This window comes from Maribacter sp. LLG6340-A2 (assembly GCF_045057105.1).
Taxonomy (GTDB): domain Bacteria; phylum Bacteroidota; class Bacteroidia; order Flavobacteriales; family Flavobacteriaceae; genus Maribacter.
Genome location: NZ_CP159332.1, coordinates 2,093,964 through 2,115,587 on the forward strand (window position 1 = coordinate 2,093,964; position 21,624 = coordinate 2,115,587).

The 21,624-nt window shown below is 36.1% G+C and carries 17 protein-coding genes; 1 reads left to right on the forward strand and 16 read right to left on the reverse strand.

Annotated elements, in window-relative coordinates; genetic code table 11:
- Positions 1 to 25: 25 nt before the first annotated feature.
- The 7 genes from ABVM52_RS08925 to aspS all read right to left on the reverse strand — a co-directional run bounded on the left by ABVM52_RS08925 (position 26) and on the right by aspS (position 6,752).
- Entirely contained in the window at positions 26 to 217 is a 192-nt protein-coding gene (locus tag ABVM52_RS08925; RefSeq protein WP_405385074.1) for a cold-shock protein, read from the reverse strand.
- A 70-nt stretch (positions 218 to 287) separates the two neighbouring features.
- Complete coding sequence (locus ABVM52_RS08930; protein ID WP_405385075.1) at positions 288 to 557, reverse strand: hypothetical protein; 270 nt, start codon at positions 555 to 557, stop codon at positions 288 to 290.
- Between the two features lie 32 nt (positions 558 to 589).
- Entirely contained in the window at positions 590 to 2,374 is a 1,785-nt protein-coding gene (locus ABVM52_RS08935; RefSeq protein ID WP_405385076.1) for a chloride channel protein, read from the reverse strand.
- A gap of 35 nt (positions 2,375 to 2,409) precedes the next feature.
- Complete coding sequence (locus tag ABVM52_RS08940; RefSeq protein WP_405385077.1) at positions 2,410 to 3,237, reverse strand: tetratricopeptide repeat protein; 828 nt, start codon at positions 3,235 to 3,237, stop codon at positions 2,410 to 2,412.
- On the reverse strand, positions 3,209 to 3,757 hold the full coding sequence (locus tag ABVM52_RS08945; RefSeq protein WP_405385079.1) for a hypothetical protein: 549 nt from the start codon (positions 3,755 to 3,757) through the stop codon (positions 3,209 to 3,211). The genes ABVM52_RS08940 and ABVM52_RS08945 overlap by 29 nt, the downstream gene beginning before the upstream one ends.
- 123 nt (positions 3,758 to 3,880) lie before the next feature.
- A complete protein-coding gene (locus ABVM52_RS08950) occupies positions 3,881 to 4,759 on the reverse strand; it encodes a hypothetical protein (protein WP_405385080.1) in 879 nt (292 codons plus the stop codon).
- 238 nt (positions 4,760 to 4,997) lie between these two features.
- Complete coding sequence (aspS, locus tag ABVM52_RS08955; protein ID WP_405385081.1) at positions 4,998 to 6,752, reverse strand: aspartate--tRNA ligase; 1,755 nt, start codon at positions 6,750 to 6,752, stop codon at positions 4,998 to 5,000.
- 259 nt (positions 6,753 to 7,011) lie between these two features.
- On the opposite strand from aspS, the gene ABVM52_RS08960 reads away from it, so the two are divergent.
- Positions 7,012 to 7,356: a toxin-antitoxin system YwqK family antitoxin gene (locus tag ABVM52_RS08960; protein ID WP_405385082.1), complete on the forward strand. Its 345-nt coding sequence runs from the start codon at positions 7,012 to 7,014 to the stop codon at positions 7,354 to 7,356.
- A gap of 73 nt (positions 7,357 to 7,429) precedes the next feature.
- On the opposite strand, the gene ABVM52_RS08965 is transcribed toward ABVM52_RS08960, so the two are convergent.
- The 9 genes from ABVM52_RS08965 to ABVM52_RS09005 form a co-directional block, all read right to left on the reverse strand.
- On the reverse strand, positions 7,430 to 10,927 hold the full coding sequence (locus ABVM52_RS08965) for an efflux RND transporter permease subunit (RefSeq protein ID WP_405385083.1): 3,498 nt from the start codon (positions 10,925 to 10,927) through the stop codon (positions 7,430 to 7,432).
- Between the two features lie 6 nt (positions 10,928 to 10,933).
- A complete protein-coding gene (locus ABVM52_RS08970; protein ID WP_405385084.1) occupies positions 10,934 to 12,100 on the reverse strand; it encodes an efflux RND transporter periplasmic adaptor subunit in 1,167 nt (388 codons plus the stop codon).
- 25 nt (positions 12,101 to 12,125) lie between these two features.
- Positions 12,126 to 13,466, reverse strand: a complete 1,341-nt coding sequence (locus tag ABVM52_RS08975; RefSeq protein WP_405379679.1) for a TolC family protein — start codon at positions 13,464 to 13,466, stop codon at positions 12,126 to 12,128.
- Positions 13,467 to 14,072, reverse strand: coding sequence for a TetR/AcrR family transcriptional regulator (locus tag ABVM52_RS08980; protein WP_405379681.1), 606 nt, complete (start codon positions 14,070 to 14,072; stop codon positions 13,467 to 13,469).
- An 84-nt stretch (positions 14,073 to 14,156) separates the two neighbouring features.
- Positions 14,157 to 14,570, reverse strand: a complete 414-nt coding sequence (locus ABVM52_RS08985) for a hypothetical protein (RefSeq protein ID WP_405379683.1) — start codon at positions 14,568 to 14,570, stop codon at positions 14,157 to 14,159.
- An 11-nt stretch (positions 14,571 to 14,581) separates the two neighbouring features.
- Complete coding sequence (locus tag ABVM52_RS08990; RefSeq protein ID WP_405379684.1) at positions 14,582 to 15,106, reverse strand: RNA polymerase sigma factor; 525 nt, start codon at positions 15,104 to 15,106, stop codon at positions 14,582 to 14,584.
- A gap of 130 nt (positions 15,107 to 15,236) precedes the next feature.
- A complete protein-coding gene (locus tag ABVM52_RS08995) occupies positions 15,237 to 16,916 on the reverse strand; it encodes a CRTAC1 family protein (protein WP_405379686.1) in 1,680 nt (559 codons plus the stop codon).
- Complete coding sequence (locus tag ABVM52_RS09000; RefSeq protein ID WP_405379688.1) at positions 16,906 to 18,174, reverse strand: phosphatase PAP2 family protein; 1,269 nt, start codon at positions 18,172 to 18,174, stop codon at positions 16,906 to 16,908. Before ABVM52_RS09000 ends, ABVM52_RS08995 begins: the two co-directional genes overlap by 11 nt.
- A gap of 108 nt (positions 18,175 to 18,282) precedes the next feature.
- Positions 18,283 to 21,624, reverse strand: coding sequence for a VCBS repeat-containing protein (locus ABVM52_RS09005; protein WP_405379690.1), 3,342 nt, complete (start codon positions 21,622 to 21,624; stop codon positions 18,283 to 18,285).

Genomic DNA, 21,624 nt, shown 5'->3' on the forward strand with positions numbered 1-21,624 from the left:
TAAAGCTTGGAAAACAATGAACAGGCTAGTGTACTTGTATCTGCCCTGCGACAATACCTTTTCTTCCTTCCTCTTCTTCATAGCTGACCTTATCACCTTCTTTTAGTTCAGTGCCGTTCAATGCCGTAGCGTGAACAAAAATATCCTTACCGGTTTCATCATTGGTAATGAAACCATAACCTTTAGAAACATTATAAAATTTTACGGTACCAGTCATACGAATGCATTTTTGAAATTTACACCCTAATTTAAGAGTTTTTTAAATTGATTGGTAAAAATTAAGAAAATTATTTTTTTGGAGTTTCTTGATTATCAGGGTTTTTAGTTTTTTTTCCTTGCATTTTACGCACGTTTTCATCGGTCAACATATAATCCTTAAAATTTTTTCCTTTACTCTCCTTGATCAAAAATAAAGGCATGGCGATCAAAAATAGTCCTAGTGTACCTGAACCAATATATTTATTGGCTAAATCTGCTTGTTCGGGTTCTAGGTTAAAACCGTAAATAATAAGGCCTATGGAGATTAGTACGATTGCGGTTATAAAATATTTCATCATGTTCGTATTTGTAATTCTGTTTATACTAGGATTTATTTAGTAAACCTTATAAGTTCTCTTCTATAGGCCGTTAGTAATTTAGATTTTGAAACAAAGCCCATGTATTTTCCATGTTTCACAACAGGTAAGTTCCAAGCGCCGCTGTCTTGAAATTTTTGCATAACTATTTGCATAGTGTCAATACCGTAATATATATGATCGGGTGCTTTATGGGTAAAGGTTTCAACCTTGGTAGTATTATACAATTTTGTATCGAACATAAATTCCCTAATATCATCTAAAAGTATAATACCTAAAAATTTCTGATTGGTGTCAACTACAGGAAATATGTTTCGGGTAGATTTTGCGACCGAATCATGTAGCATTTCTCCCAAGGTCATTTCTGGATGTACGGTTTTAAAATTCGTCTCTATAACAGAATCCAAATCCATTAAGGTTAATACTGCTTGATCCTTGTTATGGGTCAACAACTCACCACTTTCTGCTAATTCTCTTGTGTAAATCGTGTAATCAACGGTGTTTTTGGTGATGATATATGAAATTGATGCCGTAATCATTAATGGAACAAATAAGGCATAGCCACCTGTTATTTCAGCGATGAGGAATATTGCGGTCAAGGGTGCATGTTGCACACCTGCAATAAGACCGGCCATACCGATTAATGTAAAATTACTTTCCGATACAGAAAACCCTAAACCGGAATTGTTTATCAACTTTGCTACTACATTTCCCAATGCACTGCCCATAACCATGGTGGGTATAAAAATTCCGCCTGCACCGCCAGCTGCCAAAGTAGTGGTCATCGCTACGGCCTTAAAAATGGTTATGCCGAACAGTAATGCGATTACCACCCAAATATTATAGATATAAGCGTCTAATGGGGTTTTCCCTAAAGCGCTAATATGATCACCCTCTAAAAGATTGTTTATAAATGAAAAACCTTCACCGTATAATGGAGGTATCATATACAGCATTATACCAATGGCCAACCCACCGACCAAAAGGCGATATTTAGGACTTTTCAATGGTTTGAATAGGTTGATGATACCAAAATACATTTTTGTAAAATAGATAGACGCTACCGCTGTGCCTACACCAAGAACAATATAAAATAGCGTATCCTTAACCTGAAAAGGTTCATTGATAGAAAAGTTGAACAATATCTCATTACCCATAAAAAAATAGGAAGTAAGTACGCCGCTAATAGATGCCAATAATAGGGGAAGCATAGATATCATGGTTAGATCTAGGCTAAATACTTCTACCGCAAAAATAATGGCGGCAATGGGAGATTGAAATATGGATGAAATGGCGCCTGCCGAAGCACAAGCAATTAATAGTGAACGGGTTTTACTGTTAATATGGAACAGTTTACCAAGATTTGAACTAATTGCCGCCCCCGTTGCCACTGCTGGCCCCAGTAACCCTACCGAACCACCAAAACCCACCGTTAATGGTGCTATGATCAATTGGGTGTATACTTGCTTAACGTCAATATGGCCTTTGTTCTTTGATAAAGAAAATAGGATAGATGATACGGCGTGCTTTAGTTTCTCTTTATGTACAAATTTTACATACAAATAAACCAATGTCAACCCAATAATAGGGAGGATAAAATACAGTTGATTACTGGAAAAAATGATTCCTTTTTCTAGGGAGGCTTCAATGAAATAGGTAATGTTTTTTAGGGTTACCGATGCCAAACCGGCTAAAAGACCTACAACTACACTTAAGATATAAATAAAGGTCTTTTGGGAAATGTTCTTATATCTCCACTTATAAATTCGCTTTAAGAAATTGTTCGTTTGAATGGGCATGGTTGAGCCATAACATTTTTAGTGGTCAAAGGTATTTAATTACTAGCTATGATTTTTGATTTTAGTTCTTCTAAATCTAACAGGTAAATTTGGCGTAGGGTTTCTACATACCCTCTATTGTTATAATAACCATTATTGAAGTCTACGATAGCTTCATCAATCATATTTAATGCTGCCTTTTTATCTCCTTTATTTAAGAATAGCTTCGCTTTGTAATATTTAGCATCTGCAGAGTTTCTGAAGAACTGAATGACCTTGTCAAAATTCTCATTTGCTTTTTCACTGTTACCCGCTTCATAATAAGCGATTCCTCTATATAAAAATGCTTCTAATTCTACCCAATCTTCACCTGAATCTTCTGTTTCTTTGGTAATATGTTTGTCCCAATAAGCAATAGAATTATCATAATCTTTAGCGCCTAAATAAGCAATGCCGCGCCAAAAATCGACACTATGACCTTGTGGATAATCTAGATACGGAGTTAAAGAATCTGATGCGTTAAAATCAGCGATTGCTTTTTCGTAATCTCGGTAAAACCATAGGTATAAATACCCTCGCCAAGGAATTCGTTGCTCTGGATTCAAAGTTACGGCCTTATTATACTGTGGCAACCATTTATGTGGTAATCCACGTTTAAGGTCGGCTACTGATAGTTCATAAACCGCAGGTTCATATGTTGGGTCTATCGCTACGGCTTCAGCTATTCCATTTTGAAATGCAACCGAGCCTTGCCTATAAAATATAGCATCTTTAAACCTTTCTTCTGCCAAAGTTCTTGCATCTTTTTCATTGTTATTATTTGAGCAAGAAATTGATAATGATAGTATAAAGGCACTAAGGTAAAATTTCAACCACTTTTCCATTTTCTATTCGGTATGATACATACATGTAATAATTGCCAGGTTCTTGTTTGAATTCTAATGGTTTCCAATTTTTGGATAAAGCTGTAAATGAAAAGAGGGAATCTACCATTTTAGGATCAAGTTCGGTTTCTTCCAAATCAAGATTCATTTGAATGATTTCAAACCACCCTGGGTTTCCATCACAATTCACTAAAAAACGAAAATTCAAATACCCTGAATCACTAAAAAAATCTCCTTTGTAATCTTCTGCTAAGTTTCTTCTGAATTGTCTTTTAGTGCCATTATATGCATTTAAACCTGCACCATTATAGGTATGATAAATAGCACCTTCATCACATAATGTATAAGCATCATTTAATAGTGCTTTCTCTTGATTTATATACCCTATATAGTTTTTATAGGGTTTATCGGTGGTATCATAAGCATTCTTGAATTTAAAGTAAAAGTACCCGGCAAAAACACCTAATATGAGTACAATACCTAAAACACTGAACAAAACTATTTTTACCCGTTTTTTCACAACATGAATTTAACAAAAAATAACTTACATAGATAGAGCATCTTTTAATGCATAGGTAGAACTTACCTAAAAACAAAAAAATCCTGCTATAGGCAGGATTTTACTTGTATTTAAATGATTTACTTACTTACCATTAAGAACATCATTATATTGATCAAGATTCTTTTTAGAAACATATCCTTTATTGGCTTTGGACATATTTAGACCATTTAATTGAATTGCAGCACCTTTGGGCTGTGTAATCCCATATATTTGACTTGTTTCCGCATCACAAATGTGATGTTGATATACATATTTTCCGCCCATTGGAACTGGAATAATTATGCTATATGCAATACCCGGTGTTTTGTTCAATATTGCACTAGACCATTCGTAATGACTTACAATTTCATATTTTCCTTTATATCGTTTCGTTATATCTTCTTCTGTAAGTTTTGAATCCATCCACCATTCCGGAATATAAAGTACCTTATCTTTTAGTTGTGTAGAATTATCTTTAATTATTTTCAGTGTTTTTAGTGCACCTACTTCATTATCAAGCATTAAAGTGAATAATTCTTGCATGTACGTAACACCGTGGGAAAGTACCTCTTCAGTAAATTCATTATCGAATATGGGTATGTAACTTCGCATTAACGGTTTTTTTGCTCCCGTGGTCAGTCCAATAAAGTAACCTGTTGAAATATCTTTAAAGTAGTAGTTGTCACCAATATATCTTTTGGGAGACATAGAATGTAAAGACCCAAAATGGATAACGTATAATTTGTCATTCTCTTTAGCTTTTTTTCTTGCTTCCTTTAAAGGTAATATCTCAGAAATTGGGCATATGGTCCAAAACTTTTTAACCATTTCCTCAAGGTTTTTATCTAATTCCAAGTCCCCTGTTAATCCAATAATTACTTCAGATTGTTGTACGTTTTGTACTTCTTTTAATTTAGGAATTTGTGCATGGACCATAAAGGTTAGTAGTAGAGCAAAAGCTAGGGTAAACGTCTGTTTCATAAATTGAATTTAAAGTGATTGATTTAAATGGTTTTAAGAGACAGTAACGTTATATACTTTTGAAATGTTGTGGAATGCCTATGTTTTTAATGCAAAAAGGCTACGGTTCGTTACCATAGCCTTTTCGCTTATTTCTTGTAATCCAAACTTATCGTTTAAAATATAGAACTAGGAATATTTAAAAATGTTGAAGTTTAATGCAAAGTTATTCATTGTTGCTATTGACCATCAAGATGAACTATTCTTGAATATCTAACTTCAAATTCAATTCTTTCAGTTGCTCATTATCAATTGCAGCGGGGGCATCGATCATAACATCACGCCCACTATTGTTTTTAGGGAAGGCAATGAAATCTCTAATAGTTTCTTGTCCGCCCAAAATAGCTACGAGTCTATCTAGACCAAATGCCAGTCCGCCATGTGGTGGTGCACCGTATTGGAAGGCATCCATTAAAAACCCAAATTGCGCTTTTGCTTCCTCCGGAGTAAACCCTAAATGTTTAAACATGGTCGCCTGTGTTTCTTTATCATGAATACGAATAGATCCACCGCCAATTTCGTTACCGTTCAATACCAAATCGTAAGCATTGGCGCGTACCGCACCTGGATCGGTATCCAATAATTCTAACTGCCCTGGTTTAGGTGAGGTAAACGGGTGGTGCATGGCATGGTAATGACCTGTTTCTTCATCAAGTTCCAATAATGGGAAATCTACGACCCATAATGGTGCAAATTCGTTTGGTTTTCTTAGCCCCAGTCTAGTAGCCATTTCCATACGTAAGGCACTTAACTGTGTTCTTGTTTTATTCGCATCTCCAGAAAGTACACAAATAAGGTCCCCTGGTTTAGCGCCGGTAACTTCTGCCCATTTGGCTAAATCTTCTTGGTCGTAGAATTTATCTACGGTTGATTTATAGCTTCCGTCTTCGTTACATTTTACATATACCATACCCTTGGCACCAACTTGTGGGCGTTTTACCCAGTTTACCAAGGCATCTAATTCTTTACGTGTGTAAGAGGCTGCACCTGGTACGGCAATACCAACTACAAGTTCAGATGAATTGAAAACTCCAAATTCTTTATGTTGTGCAACGGCATTTAATTCACCGAACTCCATCCCAAAACGAATATCTGGCTTATCGTTACCATATTTGCTCATGGCTTCATCATAGGTCATTCTTGGGAACGACTCAATTTCAACACCATTTACTTCTTTTAAAAGGTATTTTGTCAAGTTTTCAAATACGTTAAGTATATCTTCTTGCTCAACAAAAGCCATTTCACAATCTATTTGTGTAAACTCCGGTTGTCTGTCGGCACGTAAATCTTCATCTCTAAAGCACTTTACAATTTGGAAGTATTTATCCATACCACCAACCATTAGCAATTGCTTAAAGGTTTGTGGCGATTGTGGCAAGGCGTAAAACTGCCCTTCGTTCATACGACTTGGCACCACAAAATCTCTAGCACCTTCTGGTGTTGATTTTATTAAATACGGTGTCTCTACTTCTATAAAACCTTCGCCAGATAAAAACTTACGAACTTCCATAGTTACCTTACTTCTAAATATAAGGTTGTTCTGTACAGGTTTTCTGCGGATATCCAAATACCTATACTTCATTCGTAGATCTTCACCGCCATCGGTTTCGTTTTCAATAGTGAACGGCGGAGTCTTAGATTCGTTTAATATGGTTAGTTCTGAAACCAATACTTCAATATCACCTGTTGGAATGTTTGCGTTTTTAGAAGCTCTTTCAATTACTTCACCTTTTATTTGAATTACAAACTCTCTACCTAAATTTCTAGCTTGCTCTAAAAGCTCTGCATTGGTGCGATCCTCATCAAATACCAATTGTGTAATACCATAACGATCACGTATATCTACCCAAACAACAAAACCTTTGTCCCTGGTTTTGGAAACCCACCCAGAAAGGGTAACAGTCGTTCCAATATGTGATTCTCTTAGTTCCCCGCAGGAATGGCTTCTATACATAACTCGTGCTTTAATGAAAGGGCAAATTTAAGAAGTCTATTTCATAGTAGGTCTATATTAAATACAGGTTTTATTCGATAACGTGTTTTACGAAGTAATGATGTAAAATTATATAACTACCTAAAAAATAGATGTTTGTGTCGTCAATGTTAATTTAATGTTACGTAAAAGTTACCTTAACATTGATTAATTGCAAAATAATTGTATCTTTATCACGTTACAATACTGTAAAACAATAATCCAAAAAAAAATATATATCATGAAAAAGATTTTAATTTTAGCCGTAATGGCACTGTCGTTTGGAACATATGCTCAAGTTGACCCTGTATTTGAAAAAGAAGGTGATTTGGTTAAAGCTACATACTTTCACGCTAATGGAGAAATAGCACAACAAGGTTATTTTTTAAATGAAAAATTAGAAGGAGAATGGAAAATGTACGATGAACAAGGAGAAAAAATTGCCGTGGGTAATTATGATAACGGATTAAGAACCGGTAAGTGGTTGTTCTGGGAAGGTGATATTCTAAAAGAAGTAAACTTTGACAATAATAAAATTGCAAGTGTTACCAATGCCAAAACTAAATCTCCCGTAGTCATTAATTAATAAAATTATAATAGTTTATAAAAAGGCCCGTATCTTTTGGATACGGGCCTTTTTATGTTTTAAGAGTAGATTGTTAAACGGCACTACCTAAACTTTCACTTTCTTGTCTTTTGGACCCAAAACTTCTCAACTTTATCTTAATGCGATATACGATATTAAACAGTACCGGTACTATGATTAAGGTTAAAAAGGTGGCTACCAATAAACCAAAGATAACTGTCCATGCCAATGGTCCCCAGAAAATTACGTTGTCTCCACCCATATAGATTTTTGGATTGAATTCTGAGAACAGTGAAAAGAAATCGATATTCAAGCCTATAGCAAGCGGAATTAAACCTAAAACGGTTGTTATTGCCGTAAGTATTACGGGTCTCAACCTTGCTTTACCGCCAACAATCATAGAATCCGTGGCATCTTTTAGGGTCAATAGGTCACTATCTTCCATATCTAACCTAATCTTTTTACGATCGATCAATATTTGTGTATAATCTAAGAGGACTACACCGTTGTTCACTACAATACCTGCCAAGGAGATAATACCCATCATGGTCATCATAATTACGAAAGACCACCCGGTGATCATTAACCCTCCAAATACTCCAATAAAACTTAAGAAAATAGCGATCATAATAATCAATGGTTTGGATATGCCGCCAAATTGAAATATTAGAATAAGCATGATCAATCCTAATCCTGAGAAAAAGGCACCTACTAAAAAGGCTTGCTGCTTTGCCTGCTCTTCCAATTGTCCGGTATAATCAATTTTAACAGTAGAGGGCGTGCCATCAAAACTTTCCATTTCTCTTTGAATTTCACTAACTATGGCATTAGCATCTGTAAAACCAGGTTTTAATCCGGAGTAAATGGTAACTACTCGCTTACCATCACGGTGCTTAATTGCGCTAAAGCCCGAGGTGTTTTTTTCCTTGGCTACGGCAGAAATAGGAATCTCCTTAATCTGCCCGTTAGAAGGATCTCTAAAAATGATATTCTGGTTGAACAAGGCACTTTTATTATATCTTAAATCTTCGTTGAAACGAACATTGATATCATAATCTTCTCCATCCTCTTTATATACACCTGCCTTTTCGCCAAAAATAGAGCGTCTTAATTGGTTACCTACTTGACCAACAGCAACGCCAAGTTCACCCGCTTTTTCACGATCTACGATTACTTGCATTGCCGGTTTGCCCTTATTGACATCAATTTTTAGCTCTTCAATACCAGCAATATTCTTGGTGTTGATAAAGTTTTTAATGTCTTCGGCGGTGTTGATCAATTCATCATAATCACTACCTTCTAATTCAATATTAATAGGAAAACCTGCTGGCGGTCCATTAGCATCTTTTTCTACCGAAATGGCAACTCCTGGATAAATACCCTGTAATGCATCTTGAACACGGGCTCTAATATCTTCAGTGTTTAACCCTTCTCTGTATTTATATTCACTAAAGTTTACGGTAACTTTTCCCTTATGTGGCATTTCTGCCGAAGAACCCCCATCTGTCAATGGGTTACCGGCACCTTCCCCTACAACTGAAACAGCAGAAGCCATCATGAAGTTTTCCCCGTTCTTTTTGTATTTAGGGTCATCCATTATAGCGTATACCTGATCCTCTATTTCTTTGGTAATTTCATTTGTTTTTTCAATAGAGGTACCTTCAGGATATTCTACATAGACATAAATTTCATTTGGTTTGTTGTCCGGGAAAAATTCAATTTTGGTACGTCCACTACCTACAGACATTCCAAATAACATGAATACACCAATCAACATAAAAAATGTAATTCCAAAGTACCAGTACACATTATTGCCTCTAAGCGCGTGTTTTAGGCGTTTTTCATACCAGTTTTCAAAACGTACCATGGTTTTACGTTGAAACTTTATTGCGGCACCTTTAATAACATATTTGTATACCCAGAACATGATTGCGGTCAATATCAACACAGAACCCAAGCCACGCATGGCGCCACCAAAAATTAGTATTAATATTCCTAGACCACCTAGAATAGCACTCATTCTGATCAATTGCTTTAAGGTCAGTTCTTTTTCATCGGTACTCATGAATTTGGAAACCAACATGGAGTTCATGAAAATTGCCACGAACAATGATGAGCCCAATACCACAGAAAGAGTAATTGGGAAATAGATCATAAACTGGCCAAAAATACCAGGCCACAATCCTAAAGGAACAAATGCTGCTACCGTTGTTGCCGTAGAAATAATAATGGGATAGGCTATTTCACCAATACCTTTCTTGGCCGCTTCAGTTCTAGAAAGACCCTCGTCCATTAAACGGTATACATTTTCTACTACCACAATACCATTATCAACCAACATACCTAGACCCATAATCATACCAAAAAGGATCATGGTATTTAGCGTATAACCAAGCCATGATAAAATTACGAATGACATGAACATTGACATCGGTATGGCAAAACCAACAAACAGCGCGTTTCTAAATCCTAAAAAGAACATCAATACGGTAACAACAAGAATGATCCCGAAAATGATATTGTTCACCAAATCATCTACTTGGTTCAATGTACGCGTAGAAGAATCATTGGCAATAGAAATATTCAGATCCGATGGAAAGTATTCCGCTTTTTCCTTTTTAACCAGTTCTTTGATCTTATCAGCGGCAGAAATGGCATTTCTACCCGCTCTCTTCTTTACATCGAGCATTACTACATTATTGCCAAACTCACGGGCATAGGTAGTTTTATCTTTAGCGTGGAAATTAACCGTAGCAATATCTTTAAGATAAACTGCGCCATTTTCAGATTTGACCACAAAATTGTTCAATTCTTTTGGGTCTTCTACTTCACCAAGAATACGTATAGTACGTCTTTGACCAACGGTTTTCAAGTTACCTGCAGACATGGTCATGTTACCATTACTTATAGCATTGATAACATCTTGGAAACTTATTTTAGCTGCCATCATCTTGTAGACATCCACACCTACTTCAACTTCAAGGTCTTGTGCGCCACGGATATCTGCTTGCTTAATTTCTGGGAGATCTTCTACTTCATCTTGCAGATATTCAGCAAACTCCTTCAATTTCTCTACAGGATAGTCTCCTGTAAAATTGATGTTCATGATCGGCACTTCTTCTGAGAAATTTAAATCAAAAACATTGGGTTCTACTTTGGCACCGTTAAACGTTGGCCAATCTTCACTTGCTTTTTCACTATCTACTTCATCCTTTACCTTTTGTTTGGCTTGTTCTACAGTTATGTCCTCATCAAATTCTACGGTTAAAATGGCGTAATCTTCTTGAGAGGTAGAAACAATCTCTACAACATTGCTAATATTCTTTAGCCTATCTTCTAAAGGGTCGGTTATCAGTTTTTCAATATCTTCTGCTGTGTTACCAGGATATGGGGTACTAATGTATATTTTGGTCTCTATGATTTCAGGAAAGTCTTCTCTGGGCATAGCCATGTACGCACTGAAGCCTAACCAAAGAAAAATGGCGATCATGACATAAATAACCGACGGGTTATCTATGGACCATGATGAAAGACCGAATTCCTTATCGGCGTTCTTTTTTACTTTACTCATCGATCTTTATTTTTTGATTTTAACTTTTTGACCATCTTTAACGCTTCTAGCGCCTTCTTTAATAATATGGTCTCCGTCATTTAAACCAGTTAATACCTCTATTTCTGCACCTTGCGTTTTACCTGTGGTAATAATTGTTCTTTTTACTACCGATTCTCCTTCTGCATTTGCTTCATCTGCAACAAAGACATACTGTTCTCCTTCTGCATTTTCTGAAATGATACTCGTAGGTATTAAGATGGCATCTTCACTGGTATAATCGTTAATGTTTACTTTGGCGGTAAGGTTGGGCTTTATTTTACCTTCTTTATTCGGTACCGGTATCTCAGCTTCAAATGATCGGTTAGCCGGGTTGATGAAATTACCGGTCTCCCTAATCTTTGTAACCATACTATCACCTAAAACAGGAAAGTAGACCAAAGCTTCCTTACCTTTTGTAACATTACCTATATAGGCCTCTGGTACCTCAACCTCAATGTACATATCAGATAAATTGACAATACGAAATACTTCAGAACCTGGACCTGGGGAAACTACTGTTCCTTGGTCTTTGATTACATCATCAATAATACCTGAGAATGGCGCCCTAATCGTTGACTTCCCTAATTGGCTTTCTACTTGTGACACCATGTTTTCTGCCGCCTCATAATTGGTCTTGGCTTGTAGGTATTGAATTTCAGAGCCAATATTCTGGTTCCATAAACGCTCTTGACGCTCAAAAGTGGTTTTGGCCAAAGATGCTTGGGTTTTTAATTGGTTTAATTGACTTGACAGTCCACCATCGTCAATGGTGGCCAATACCTGTCCTCTGCTTACACGGTCGCCCTCTTTTACATGCACCCTTTGCAAGGTACCTGCCATTTCTGGGTAGATCAGTACATTTTGCTTTGTGCTAACATCTCCCTGTAATTCCAAGTAATGGTTAAACACCTCTTTCTTTGCCGTTAATGTGTTTACCAAAGGCAATTTCTCTTCATTTCCTAATATAGCAATTGCAGAGTCCAATGATTTTAGTTGGGCATCTATTAGCTTCTGCTGTGTAGTTATTTCATTTTTTTTGGCCCTAATAGCCTCAAGGTTTTGTTCCGAAATAATTTCAGCTACCGATTGGTCTTTACCACCACACGAATAAAGGCTTATGACGGCAATTATTAAAATTGGTAATTTTTTCATGATTAATTTTTTTATGATTGACTATTTAGGATTTTGTATTTAGTATAGTTTCTAGTTCGGTCTTTTTATTAATGACCTCTACCATAGACTGTAAGAATTCTTGTTGTGTTGTATATAACTGTGTCTGTGCTTGTCTTAATTCAAAACTGGTTGCCAAACCTTCTTTGTATTTAATTTGGTTCTTATTTTCTATACGCTCTGAGAGTAAAAGATTTTGTTTTGCCGTTTCATAATTACTTATGGCCAACGTGTAATTGTTTTTGGCATTTTCTAACTGTAATCTAATTTGTTGCTCAGCTTCGGTCAATTGTGTTTTGGCTTTTTCCAAAGCAATCTTTGCACGTTGAGTGCTGGCACTACGTTTTAAAGAACTGAAAATTGGAATGTTGAGGTCAAAACCTAATATAGAAGAGTCAAACCACTGTTGGTCGCTACTTAAAAAATCAAAATTGTCAGAATAAGCAGATGAGCCGTAATTTACAAATGCGTTCAAGGTAGGCAGCGCCCTACTTCTTGCTAACTTATATTCATAATAACGTTGTTGGTTCAAATTCTCTGCTAACTTATAATCTACGTTTTCAGTAATATTAAAATCCGTTCCTACTAGTCCCAAATCTATTTTAGATACAGTAAGGTCCTCAAGATTTTCCTTAAGTTTTGTTGGAGCTTCTAAATCTAGGCCCATACTTAAATTCAACATTTGTAGGGTGATATCTTTAAGACGAAGGGCATTTTGCAGCTGGTTTTCAATGGAAGACAGTGTAATCTGTAACTGATCAACACTTTCTTCATCTCCCAAACCATTTTCATAAAGTTTAGAAGTTTCGTATAGGTTTTTCTCTAAGGTAGATTTGTTCTTTTCCAAAATATCTACACTTTCCTCAGCCAACAGCACATTACCATAAGCTTCTACCACTTGTTTTCTAACATCCAAAGCCGTTTTCTCCTTGTTATTGGCACTATAACTTAAAAATGCCTTTGTTGCTTGTACGCCAACAATATATGAACCATCAAAGATTTGTTGGGTCAGAGTAGCGGTTGCCGTGGCAGATTGGGGTTGGGAAAAAACTACCGGTATAAACGTACCGGGTTCTCCCCCTGCCAGTTCTGCAGGTAATAAGGATACAGGTTGCTTTAGTTGGTTTTGATAACTTATTGCTCCGTTAATTTGGGGTAATCCACCAGCAATAGTTTCCCATTTTTGTTTTTGTGCATCTATGATATCTCTTTCCGCATTTATGGCTGCATAGTTGTTCTCCAAAGCAAACTGAACAGCTTCCTCTAGCGTAAAACTATATGTTTGTTCCTGCGCATATCCAATGCTTAAGTAGAGGATAGCTATAAAAATTGTTATTTGGTTTCGCATTTATTCTTGATTTGAATTGATGATTGTATTTAATATAGTTCTCCCCTTCGGAGTAACGATACCTCGTAAATGATACTCTAAAAATGAATCCATTAATTTAGCAACGGGAAAAAGTTTTATAGGAAATATATTCTGATCCTTTATATTGTTCATGCCCGTATAATATATTCTTGCAACAAATTCAGAATCAATATTGTCTCTATAAATTCCTTGTTGTTTGCCCCGTAATACATTAGTTAAAACACATTTCTGCATTTTGTCAAAATGCATTTTTTTCATTTCACTATAAATTTTAGGATAGTATTTCATGAGTTGAAATTGTGGAGAGGTTTTTTCATCATTTAAATGAGACATGACATATTTTTTAATCTCATAAAGCTCCACAATTGGGTTCTTCTCCATTGCTGCAATGCTGTCAATACCCTCACTAAGGGTACAGAATTTGTGCATAACGCAATCCTCTACTAATTCTGTTTTGTTGCTATATTCATTATAAATGGTCTTTTTAGACATTCCCAGTTCGTTGGCAATGTCATCCATGGTAATACTTTTAAAACCTCGCTCCAAAAAAAGAGTTGTAGCGGTATTTCTAATTTTTTCCTTCATAACGGGTGCAAATATACAATAGGAAACTGAAAAAACTATAAAAGTTTCCTAAGTTTTACAATTTGTTAATGTTATAAAGAAAGTTTACCCGTTATTTAAGGATTTATTTCTGGCCACATAGTCTTTGTAAGCTTGCTCTCCTTCATTTTTCCAGAATTCATCATAATATTTCCATTTAGAAAAATCATTTCTTACGGGTTTGCATGGGTCAAATTTTGCAAATTTTTTGTGTTTGTTCTTTTTCTTGTTACCCGGACCGTCACCTCCTCCAAAACCAAAGATTATTTTAGAGAAGAGAAGTATTCCTATAGCTTTCCAATAATCTATTTGGGGTAATCCAAAAATATCTGGCATAAGCCAATTCCATAAGCGCATAACAATGTAGCCCACTAATAGGGCTATTGCTAGCCCTAGCAGAATAAAAAAGAGAATTTTAAATGCCTTGTGTACATAGTGTTGCACTGAATTTTCCATGTTTTTTTCCAAATTAGATTCCATAACTCTATTTTTTAATTTTCTATATTTTTAAGTAAAATTGATAATGCCCTATGTCTTCTAGACATTAGAGTGCCTTGTGGTATACCGGTTTCAGAGGCAATTTCTTTATAACTGTAATTTTCAAAATCTACCGCTATGATAATGTCCCTATACACAGGTTTAAGTTCGCTAATGGCAAACTTTAGCTTTTCGCGAACATGATGGGGATATTCGTTGGAAGTTTCATCATAGAATAAACTGGTAAAATCCGTCCAAAGTTGTTCCAGTTGATCTTGGTCATCTAAGCGCGATTTTTTAGTACGCAGAATATCGGTAATCTTGTTTTTAACTGCATTATATACATAACCGCCAATGTTATGTATAGGTAATGCATCTATAGGTCTTGAGAAAATACGTAATGCGACATCTTGTATAATGTCTTCTGCATCACTTTCTGATGTTTGTTTGATTTTAGATTGAATATAGTGCTTGATGGAGCCATATTCTTCTTCAAAAAAACTATTCAGGTTCTTGTTATCGTTTTTGTTGGATGACATCCAAGAGTATTTTCAATTGGTCTTCATATATAAAGACGAAGAAGTTGAAACCTATTGCATTTTTTTGGGAATTTATTTTTTAAAATGAAATCTAATTGATTGTAAAGATAATATAATCAGATAGTTGTGATTATTTTTTACGGAATAAATATATAGCAACAGCAATTAAAAGAAGCATGCCTAGAAGATACCATACATAAGATGGATTATTCTTGGGTTGCGCAATTTCAATTATCTGTAGTTGTTGGTTGGCCTCAACATTAGTTATTACCTGGGTATTGCCACCCGTCCAATCTACAATAACAGAATCCACTTTTGTATTTGCACCTAACCCAAAGTGTGCAATAACGGAGTTTTGAGACAAATGGCTGGATCCTCCTCCATCTATTTCTCTAATTAATCTTTTTCCATTGGCAATTACCGTTACCCTTGAACCTATTCCGTTGGTTTCGGCCTGTACACCTTTTAAGGCCACTTTTAACCAGTTTCCGGTAGCAATGTCATTTCTAAAAAGACGTGTTGTAGATGCTATTGGGTAATTTAGAATAGGTTTTTGGTTCACGACCAATAAGTCCATATCCCCATCGTTATCCATGTCAAAAATAACTGAACCCCTACCAATACCATAGTCATTTATACCATATTCCCTTCCACTTTCAGTAAAGCTTCCTTTATTATTTTCAAAATAAAAGTTACCCATGGGTGTGCAATTAGGATTCAGGTCTCCATTGGCAACAAAAAGGTCTACATCTTGATCATGGTCAAAATCAGCAAAATTGGCTCCCCAACTAATGGCTAGATTATACGTACCCAATTCCTTTGCTTTATCTATAAAGGGTTTGCCCTTGCCTTGGTTTTCCATTAACCAATTGAATTTTATATTGGTAATGTAGTAGTCCATCCAACCATCACCATTATAATCTCCCACAGCAGCTCCCATGGCGTTAATCTTCAAATTCATTTGGGTTTGCTTGCTGACGTCTTCAAAACGGTCATTAGGATATTCATTTTGGTATAGAAAATTCGGTACTGCTTTATACCCAAAATCTTGGTTTACCAAAAGGTCTTGATCTTGATCATTATCAAAGTCGGTGAAAACACCGCCAAAGCCAAAACCTTTATGACCTAAACTATAGTCATCATATACATTTTCAAAACTTTTGCCACCTTCGTTTTTTAGTAGATAACTTTTAGCTGTTTGGTTGGCACTGACTATGGTAGCGTCTTTTATGATTCCCAATTTGCCGGTAAATTCTTGAAAATAGTTGCTCACAAATAAATCTGGGTAACCATCGGCATCAATATCGCCAAAGCTTGGACCTGTACTGAAGGAATTTAAATCTTCTAATCCGTATTCATTAGTAACATCTTTAAAGGTGGAGTCTCCATTATTTAAGAACAATAGATTTTTTGCCCTTGGAATAATATTCTTACCATCGGTAGTAGTGATCGTGGTTATGAATACATCTCTAAATCCATCTCTATTAACATCGGCACTTACTACGCCTTGTGTAACATACTTACTGGTAAACTCAAGACCAGATCCTTCAAAAACGTTTTTAAAAGTTCCATCGCCGTTGTTCAAGTATAATTTATCATCTTTTATACCGCTGGTGATGTAAAGATCTTCAAAACCATCATTATTGAAATCAAAAACGGTAACGCCTCCACCAAAGGTACCTTCATATACCTCAAATTGGTGATTTATACCCGAGTCTTCGGTAACATCTGTAAATTGTTGTGCATGGCTAACCCATCCAAAGAAAAAAATGGATATAACTAGGTAGTTTAATAATGTGTTATTGTTCATACGTGTTTCTCCATTCTAAGTTGTAAACGTTCTTAGCTATTACCTTGCCTTTTTCTAAACCTACTTCATTGTCCAATTGGGTGTGTATACCGCCGTAAAATCTAGAATCGGCTGTTTCTTGTGCGGCTTCCCAAAAAGAATGGAACGTACGTATTACAAAGTCCGTTTCTTTCAACTCATCTCTTTCCCTGCCTTCATGAGCTCTATCCGTAAAAGTGAATTCCTTACCAAAATTATGTTCTAAAACAGTTGCCGCTGCTGCCGCTTGTATGGCATGCCCTGATGGAAAAGAAGGAAACGGGGGATCAGGCCAAAAAGACTCCCACTCTTCATCAATATATTTAGGTACAAATGTATTAGGCCGCTCGGTAAAGAATTGATATTTCCATTTCCAACAATTTATAAATGCATCTGCTACCGCCATACCTACTTGTGCAAATACCTGCGTACTTTCAATAAGTGAAATATCATGGCCTTCTACAGCAAGTGATGCAAAATAATACGAATGACCGGGTGGGGTAAAACTAACATCTGGATCATCTCCCCACCAAATTGCCGCTTCCTTTTCTAGTTGGGTTAGTTCAAGATCCTTTAGGTATACATTTTCAAATTGTTCATAATAAGGAGAACCTGGCGTGGTGTCATACGGAATCATCTTCGGGTCTTCTACTTCTTTATTTTTGGAAACAAATGTTCTATTCTCCCCCCAATGTGGGTGTAAGGGATGATGACTGAAGGATTGTGCAAACAGTGGGGGTTTCCATGCACCGGGTCTGTCTGGATGAACCATGTTTTTGTCAAAATTGAAAAGATACCCTCTATGTCCACCATCTGTTTCAGACCACTCAAAAATTGCATTGGCAACAGCTTTTCCAAAATCTACCGAGCGCTGAACCGTTTCTTTTTCAACTTCTTTGTGAAATTGATCGTAAATAACTTGCTCTAGAGAATCTATTTTTTGAATGTTTTCTTCGGATGTTTGAACGTATATATTTTTTAGAATTTCTGATTGACCTGCATTTAGGGCCAATACCCAATTATATTCTTTTGTATCATCAACTGTAGGAAGCTTTTCTAACCCTAACAACTGGCCGTTCATGGTTTTATAATCGGTAAAGCCTGGCACTACAGATTCATACATGGTGAGCCCGGTATATCCAAAAGCTCTGGATGCAAAAGTGGGGGAGTTGGAAGGCGTGTATCTAGTAATGAACAATGTCATGTTCGCCCATTCTAAAGCCACCTCTTTTTCTGTCATACTATGCTGTTCCCTTTGCGTACAAGCAGTTAAAACCAGTAGTAAACTTAAAACGCATATGCTGGACTTTACTTTTTTGTAATAAAACATCATCATAAGATTGAAACTTTATTCTGAAAATTTATAGGTCTGTATATTCTTACCATAAGTAACTACCATTAACTGGCCATTGATCATAACAGCTTTGGGTTCGCTACCCACTATGGTTAAACCAGAAACAGATTGCGGTATGTATTTAAATTGGCCTTTGCCATCGCCATACAACATGGTGCCATAATTGGCATCAAATTTTCCAATACGTAGTTTATAAAATTCATCATTACCCAGTACTAAGACATCTAAATGCCCGTCATGGTTAAAATCCTTGACAATAATTTGTGATGTTGGGGCATATTGTGCCTGCAAAGGTAATATGACCTGTTTCAGTTTTTTATTTCCCAAATTCAGAAACAAGGTCGTTTCTTGATGATCCATGGTCAATTTGGAGGCTTTTTCTAATTGAGCCTTGCTAAAAATATCAGTAAGTTGGGCATTGGCGTAAGTTTCATAACTCGTAAAGCGCTGTCTTAAGCCAGCCAATTGTCCTAAAAGTTCATCTCTTGTAATATAGGGATAACTAGAATCACCAACATAGAAATTTAAAATAGGGTCTATAGACCCATTCTTATCAAAATCAGAATAATATAATTCTGCCGGAGTATCTGAAGTTACATTGAATTGGGTGTTTAGGCCTACATTGCCAGCTAATATATCTATACGACCATCCTTGTCAACATCCGCTAGCTCTAAAGTTGTCCATAAGCCTTTTGGCAACTGATTAAAATAGGTACTTGTATCATCTACCAACGTTCCTTTTTTGTTTATGAAAATTTGTATCGGTAGCCATTCGCCCACCGTTATCAAATCATCAATAGAGTCACCGTTTATGTCTGCCCATTCAGAATCGGTAATTGCTCCGGGCAATTGTAAGCCGGGTTGTATTTTTAATGTTTGATCATTAAATTCTCCTTTACCATTGTTCATGAGTATGTAACTTCTAGAAGTTTCAGGGTATCTGCCAGGGATATAGCTGCCGCCTACGAATAGGTCTAAATAGGAATCGTTATTTATATCCGAAAAAGATACACTGCCGGTATTTGTTAGCATATTGGGTAGTGCGGATCTTACTCTTTTGAAATTACCTTTACCGTCACCTACATATAATCTATCCTGTAAACGCTGATCATTTTGCTGTAGATCATGATATCCGCCGCTGGCAATATAGATATCTAAAAATCCATCTCCGTTAGCGTCAAAAATAGCAATATCGGTATCAAGGTGGTCAGCATCTTTTATAAAATCATTAACTGGATGTTTATTAAATGTATTCTTGGGTGTTTGAAGGTAAACTGAGGCGCTTTGACCTATTCCGCCCCCTATGATTATATCCTCTAAATTGTCATTGTTGATATCCGCTTTTACAATTGCGGGACTTTTATGCGAAAATTGTTTTAATAAGAGGGACTGTCTCTTAAAATCATTAAAGCCCGTGGATGTGTGTTCAAAGTTTATTGGAGATTCCAATTTTGTAAACAGTGGTTTTAGTTGGTTATTTGTGGGAGCTTTTCTATTCGCATTGACCTCGTCAATTAAAAGGGTCTGGTTTGTTTTTACATTGGTGAACACTTCTTGTTTACCGGAGTTCCAGTTAATAGAAATCGAATCTATAACTTTAATATCGTTCATGCCAAAATGTAAAGTGGGGGTTATGGTAGATAGGTAACCCTGTGTTGGCATTTGTTCTAAAACCTGCATTTGGCTTTGTGCATAAACAGTTGCTTTAGCGCCAATACCTGCCGTATTCTTTTCGGCACCCTTTAATTTGATTTTTAAATAACGATTGGTCAAAGAATCATTGTTGTTCCTATAAATGAAAGCGGGTTTATTTATATTATTTACTATTAAATCTAAATCCCCATCATTGTCCAGATCACTATAAATAGCCCCATTGCTGTTTGCAGGGTCATCTATTCCCAATTTTTGGGTTTGGTCTATGAAGGTAGAACCATTGACATTGGTGTAATAGTAATTGGTTAAATTGGAAGAGGGCATTTTTTTAATAAGCTCTAACACATCCTGTCGTTGTAAACGCCCTTTGGATTGTACAAAATCTTCCATATAGTTTATGAAGTCCAAATTGGTATAGTCCCTATAATAGCCATTGGTAATATAGAGGTCTTTATAACCGTCATTATTAAAATCTGCAAATAATGGTGCCCAACTCCAATCTGTATTAGATATGCCGGTAAGTTGCCCTACTTCACTAAACGTGCTGTTACCATTGTTTAATTGCAACATGTTGCGCATGTACTGATGATGAAATCCACTTCTAATGTTCAGGTCAAATTTTTCGTAGTTGTCCGGAGATAATAATAGTTTCTGTCTTTTGTTGTCTTCTGGCAACATGTCCAATGTAAAGATATCCTGCCAACCATCATTATTAATGTCCGTTATATTATTGCCCATTGAGAAATGACTGGTATGCCCCATTTGTTTACCCAATTGGTCTGTAAATGTCCCGTTTTTATTGTTGATGTAAAGATAATCTGGAATGGTGTAGTCATTTGATATATAGAAATCTTGCCATCCGTCATTATTGATGTCACCAATTCCAATACCCAGGCCATATGATAATGCAGAGCCACTAATGCCAGCTGAAACGGTGACATCTATAAACCTTCCATTTTTTTGTTCATAAAGCCGTGAGCCTTGCAATGGGTCGTCTTTTTTAAGAAACTGCTTGGTACTAACTTCATTGAGAACGGGTAAGGATTTTGGATTATGGTTTAACAAAACCATGTCTAAATCCCCATCTTTATCATAATCAAAAAAATATCCTTGATTGCTAAATGCGGCACTATCTAAGCCATATTTAGCAGCTTCTTCCTTAAAAATAGGAACATTATTCTCATCGTTACCTTGATTGATAAAAAGCTGGTTTTTTCTTTTGTGGTCTGGCAATGCACCTGAATAACACAAGTAAATGTCCAACTTTCCATCGCCATTTACATCTGCCGAAGAAACACCGGTTTTCCATGGTCCAGACCTGCCATTAACCTTGGCTATAGAGGTTACATCCTCAAATTTTAAACCTCCTTGGTTGAGATATAATTTATTATCACCCATATTGGAAGAAAAATATAGGTCTTCTAACCCATCATCATTAAAATCTCCTGCTGCTATACCGCCACCATTATATAGGTATTCGTATACCAATACATTGGCATTGAGACCCTCATTTAGCGTATTTTCAAAAGATATATTTGTCTGCTCCGGGGTCAATAATGTGAAAAGCGGAGTGGTTTTTTCTATGGGGTCCGTATTATTAACAGGAATATCCTTGGCTTTTTCATTACAACCTATCATTAGGAGAATGCAAGTAAAAAGAAATGTAAATTGTTTTGTGGTCAT

Excerpts from the sequence above, each read along its gene's own strand:
- ABVM52_RS08925 (WP_405385074.1), bottom strand. The coding sequence starts at position 217 with ATGACTGGTACCGTAAAATTTTATAATGTTTCTAAAGGTTATGGTTTC.
- ABVM52_RS08930 (WP_405385075.1), bottom strand. The coding sequence starts at position 557 with ATGATGAAATATTTTATAACCGCAATCGTACTAATCTCCATAGGCCTT.
- ABVM52_RS08935 (WP_405385076.1), bottom strand. The coding sequence starts at position 2,374 with ATGCCCATTCAAACGAACAATTTCTTAAAGCGAATTTATAAGTGGAGA.
- ABVM52_RS08940 (WP_405385077.1), bottom strand. The coding sequence starts at position 3,237 with ATGGAAAAGTGGTTGAAATTTTACCTTAGTGCCTTTATACTATCATTA.
- ABVM52_RS08950 (WP_405385080.1), bottom strand. The coding sequence starts at position 4,759 with ATGAAACAGACGTTTACCCTAGCTTTTGCTCTACTACTAACCTTTATG.
- aspS (WP_405385081.1), bottom strand. The coding sequence starts at position 6,752 with ATGTATAGAAGCCATTCCTGCGGGGAACTAAGAGAATCACATATTGGA.
- ABVM52_RS08960 (WP_405385082.1), top strand. The coding sequence starts at position 7,012 with ATGAAAAAGATTTTAATTTTAGCCGTAATGGCACTGTCGTTTGGAACA.
- ABVM52_RS08965 (WP_405385083.1), bottom strand. The coding sequence starts at position 10,927 with ATGAGTAAAGTAAAAAAGAACGCCGATAAGGAATTCGGTCTTTCATCA.
- ABVM52_RS08970 (WP_405385084.1), bottom strand. The coding sequence starts at position 12,100 with ATGAAAAAATTACCAATTTTAATAATTGCCGTCATAAGCCTTTATTCG.
- ABVM52_RS08975 (WP_405379679.1), bottom strand. The coding sequence starts at position 13,466 with ATGCGAAACCAAATAACAATTTTTATAGCTATCCTCTACTTAAGCATT.
- ABVM52_RS08980 (WP_405379681.1), bottom strand. The coding sequence starts at position 14,072 with ATGAAGGAAAAAATTAGAAATACCGCTACAACTCTTTTTTTGGAGCGA.
- ABVM52_RS08985 (WP_405379683.1), bottom strand. The coding sequence starts at position 14,570 with ATGGAATCTAATTTGGAAAAAAACATGGAAAATTCAGTGCAACACTAT.
- ABVM52_RS08990 (WP_405379684.1), bottom strand. The coding sequence starts at position 15,106 with ATGTCATCCAACAAAAACGATAACAAGAACCTGAATAGTTTTTTTGAA.
- ABVM52_RS08995 (WP_405379686.1), bottom strand. The coding sequence starts at position 16,916 with ATGAACAATAACACATTATTAAACTACCTAGTTATATCCATTTTTTTC.
- ABVM52_RS09000 (WP_405379688.1), bottom strand. The coding sequence starts at position 18,174 with ATGACAGAAAAAGAGGTGGCTTTAGAATGGGCGAACATGACATTGTTC.
- ABVM52_RS09005 (WP_405379690.1), bottom strand. The coding sequence starts at position 21,624 with ATGACCACAAAACAATTTACATTTCTTTTTACTTGCATTCTCCTAATG.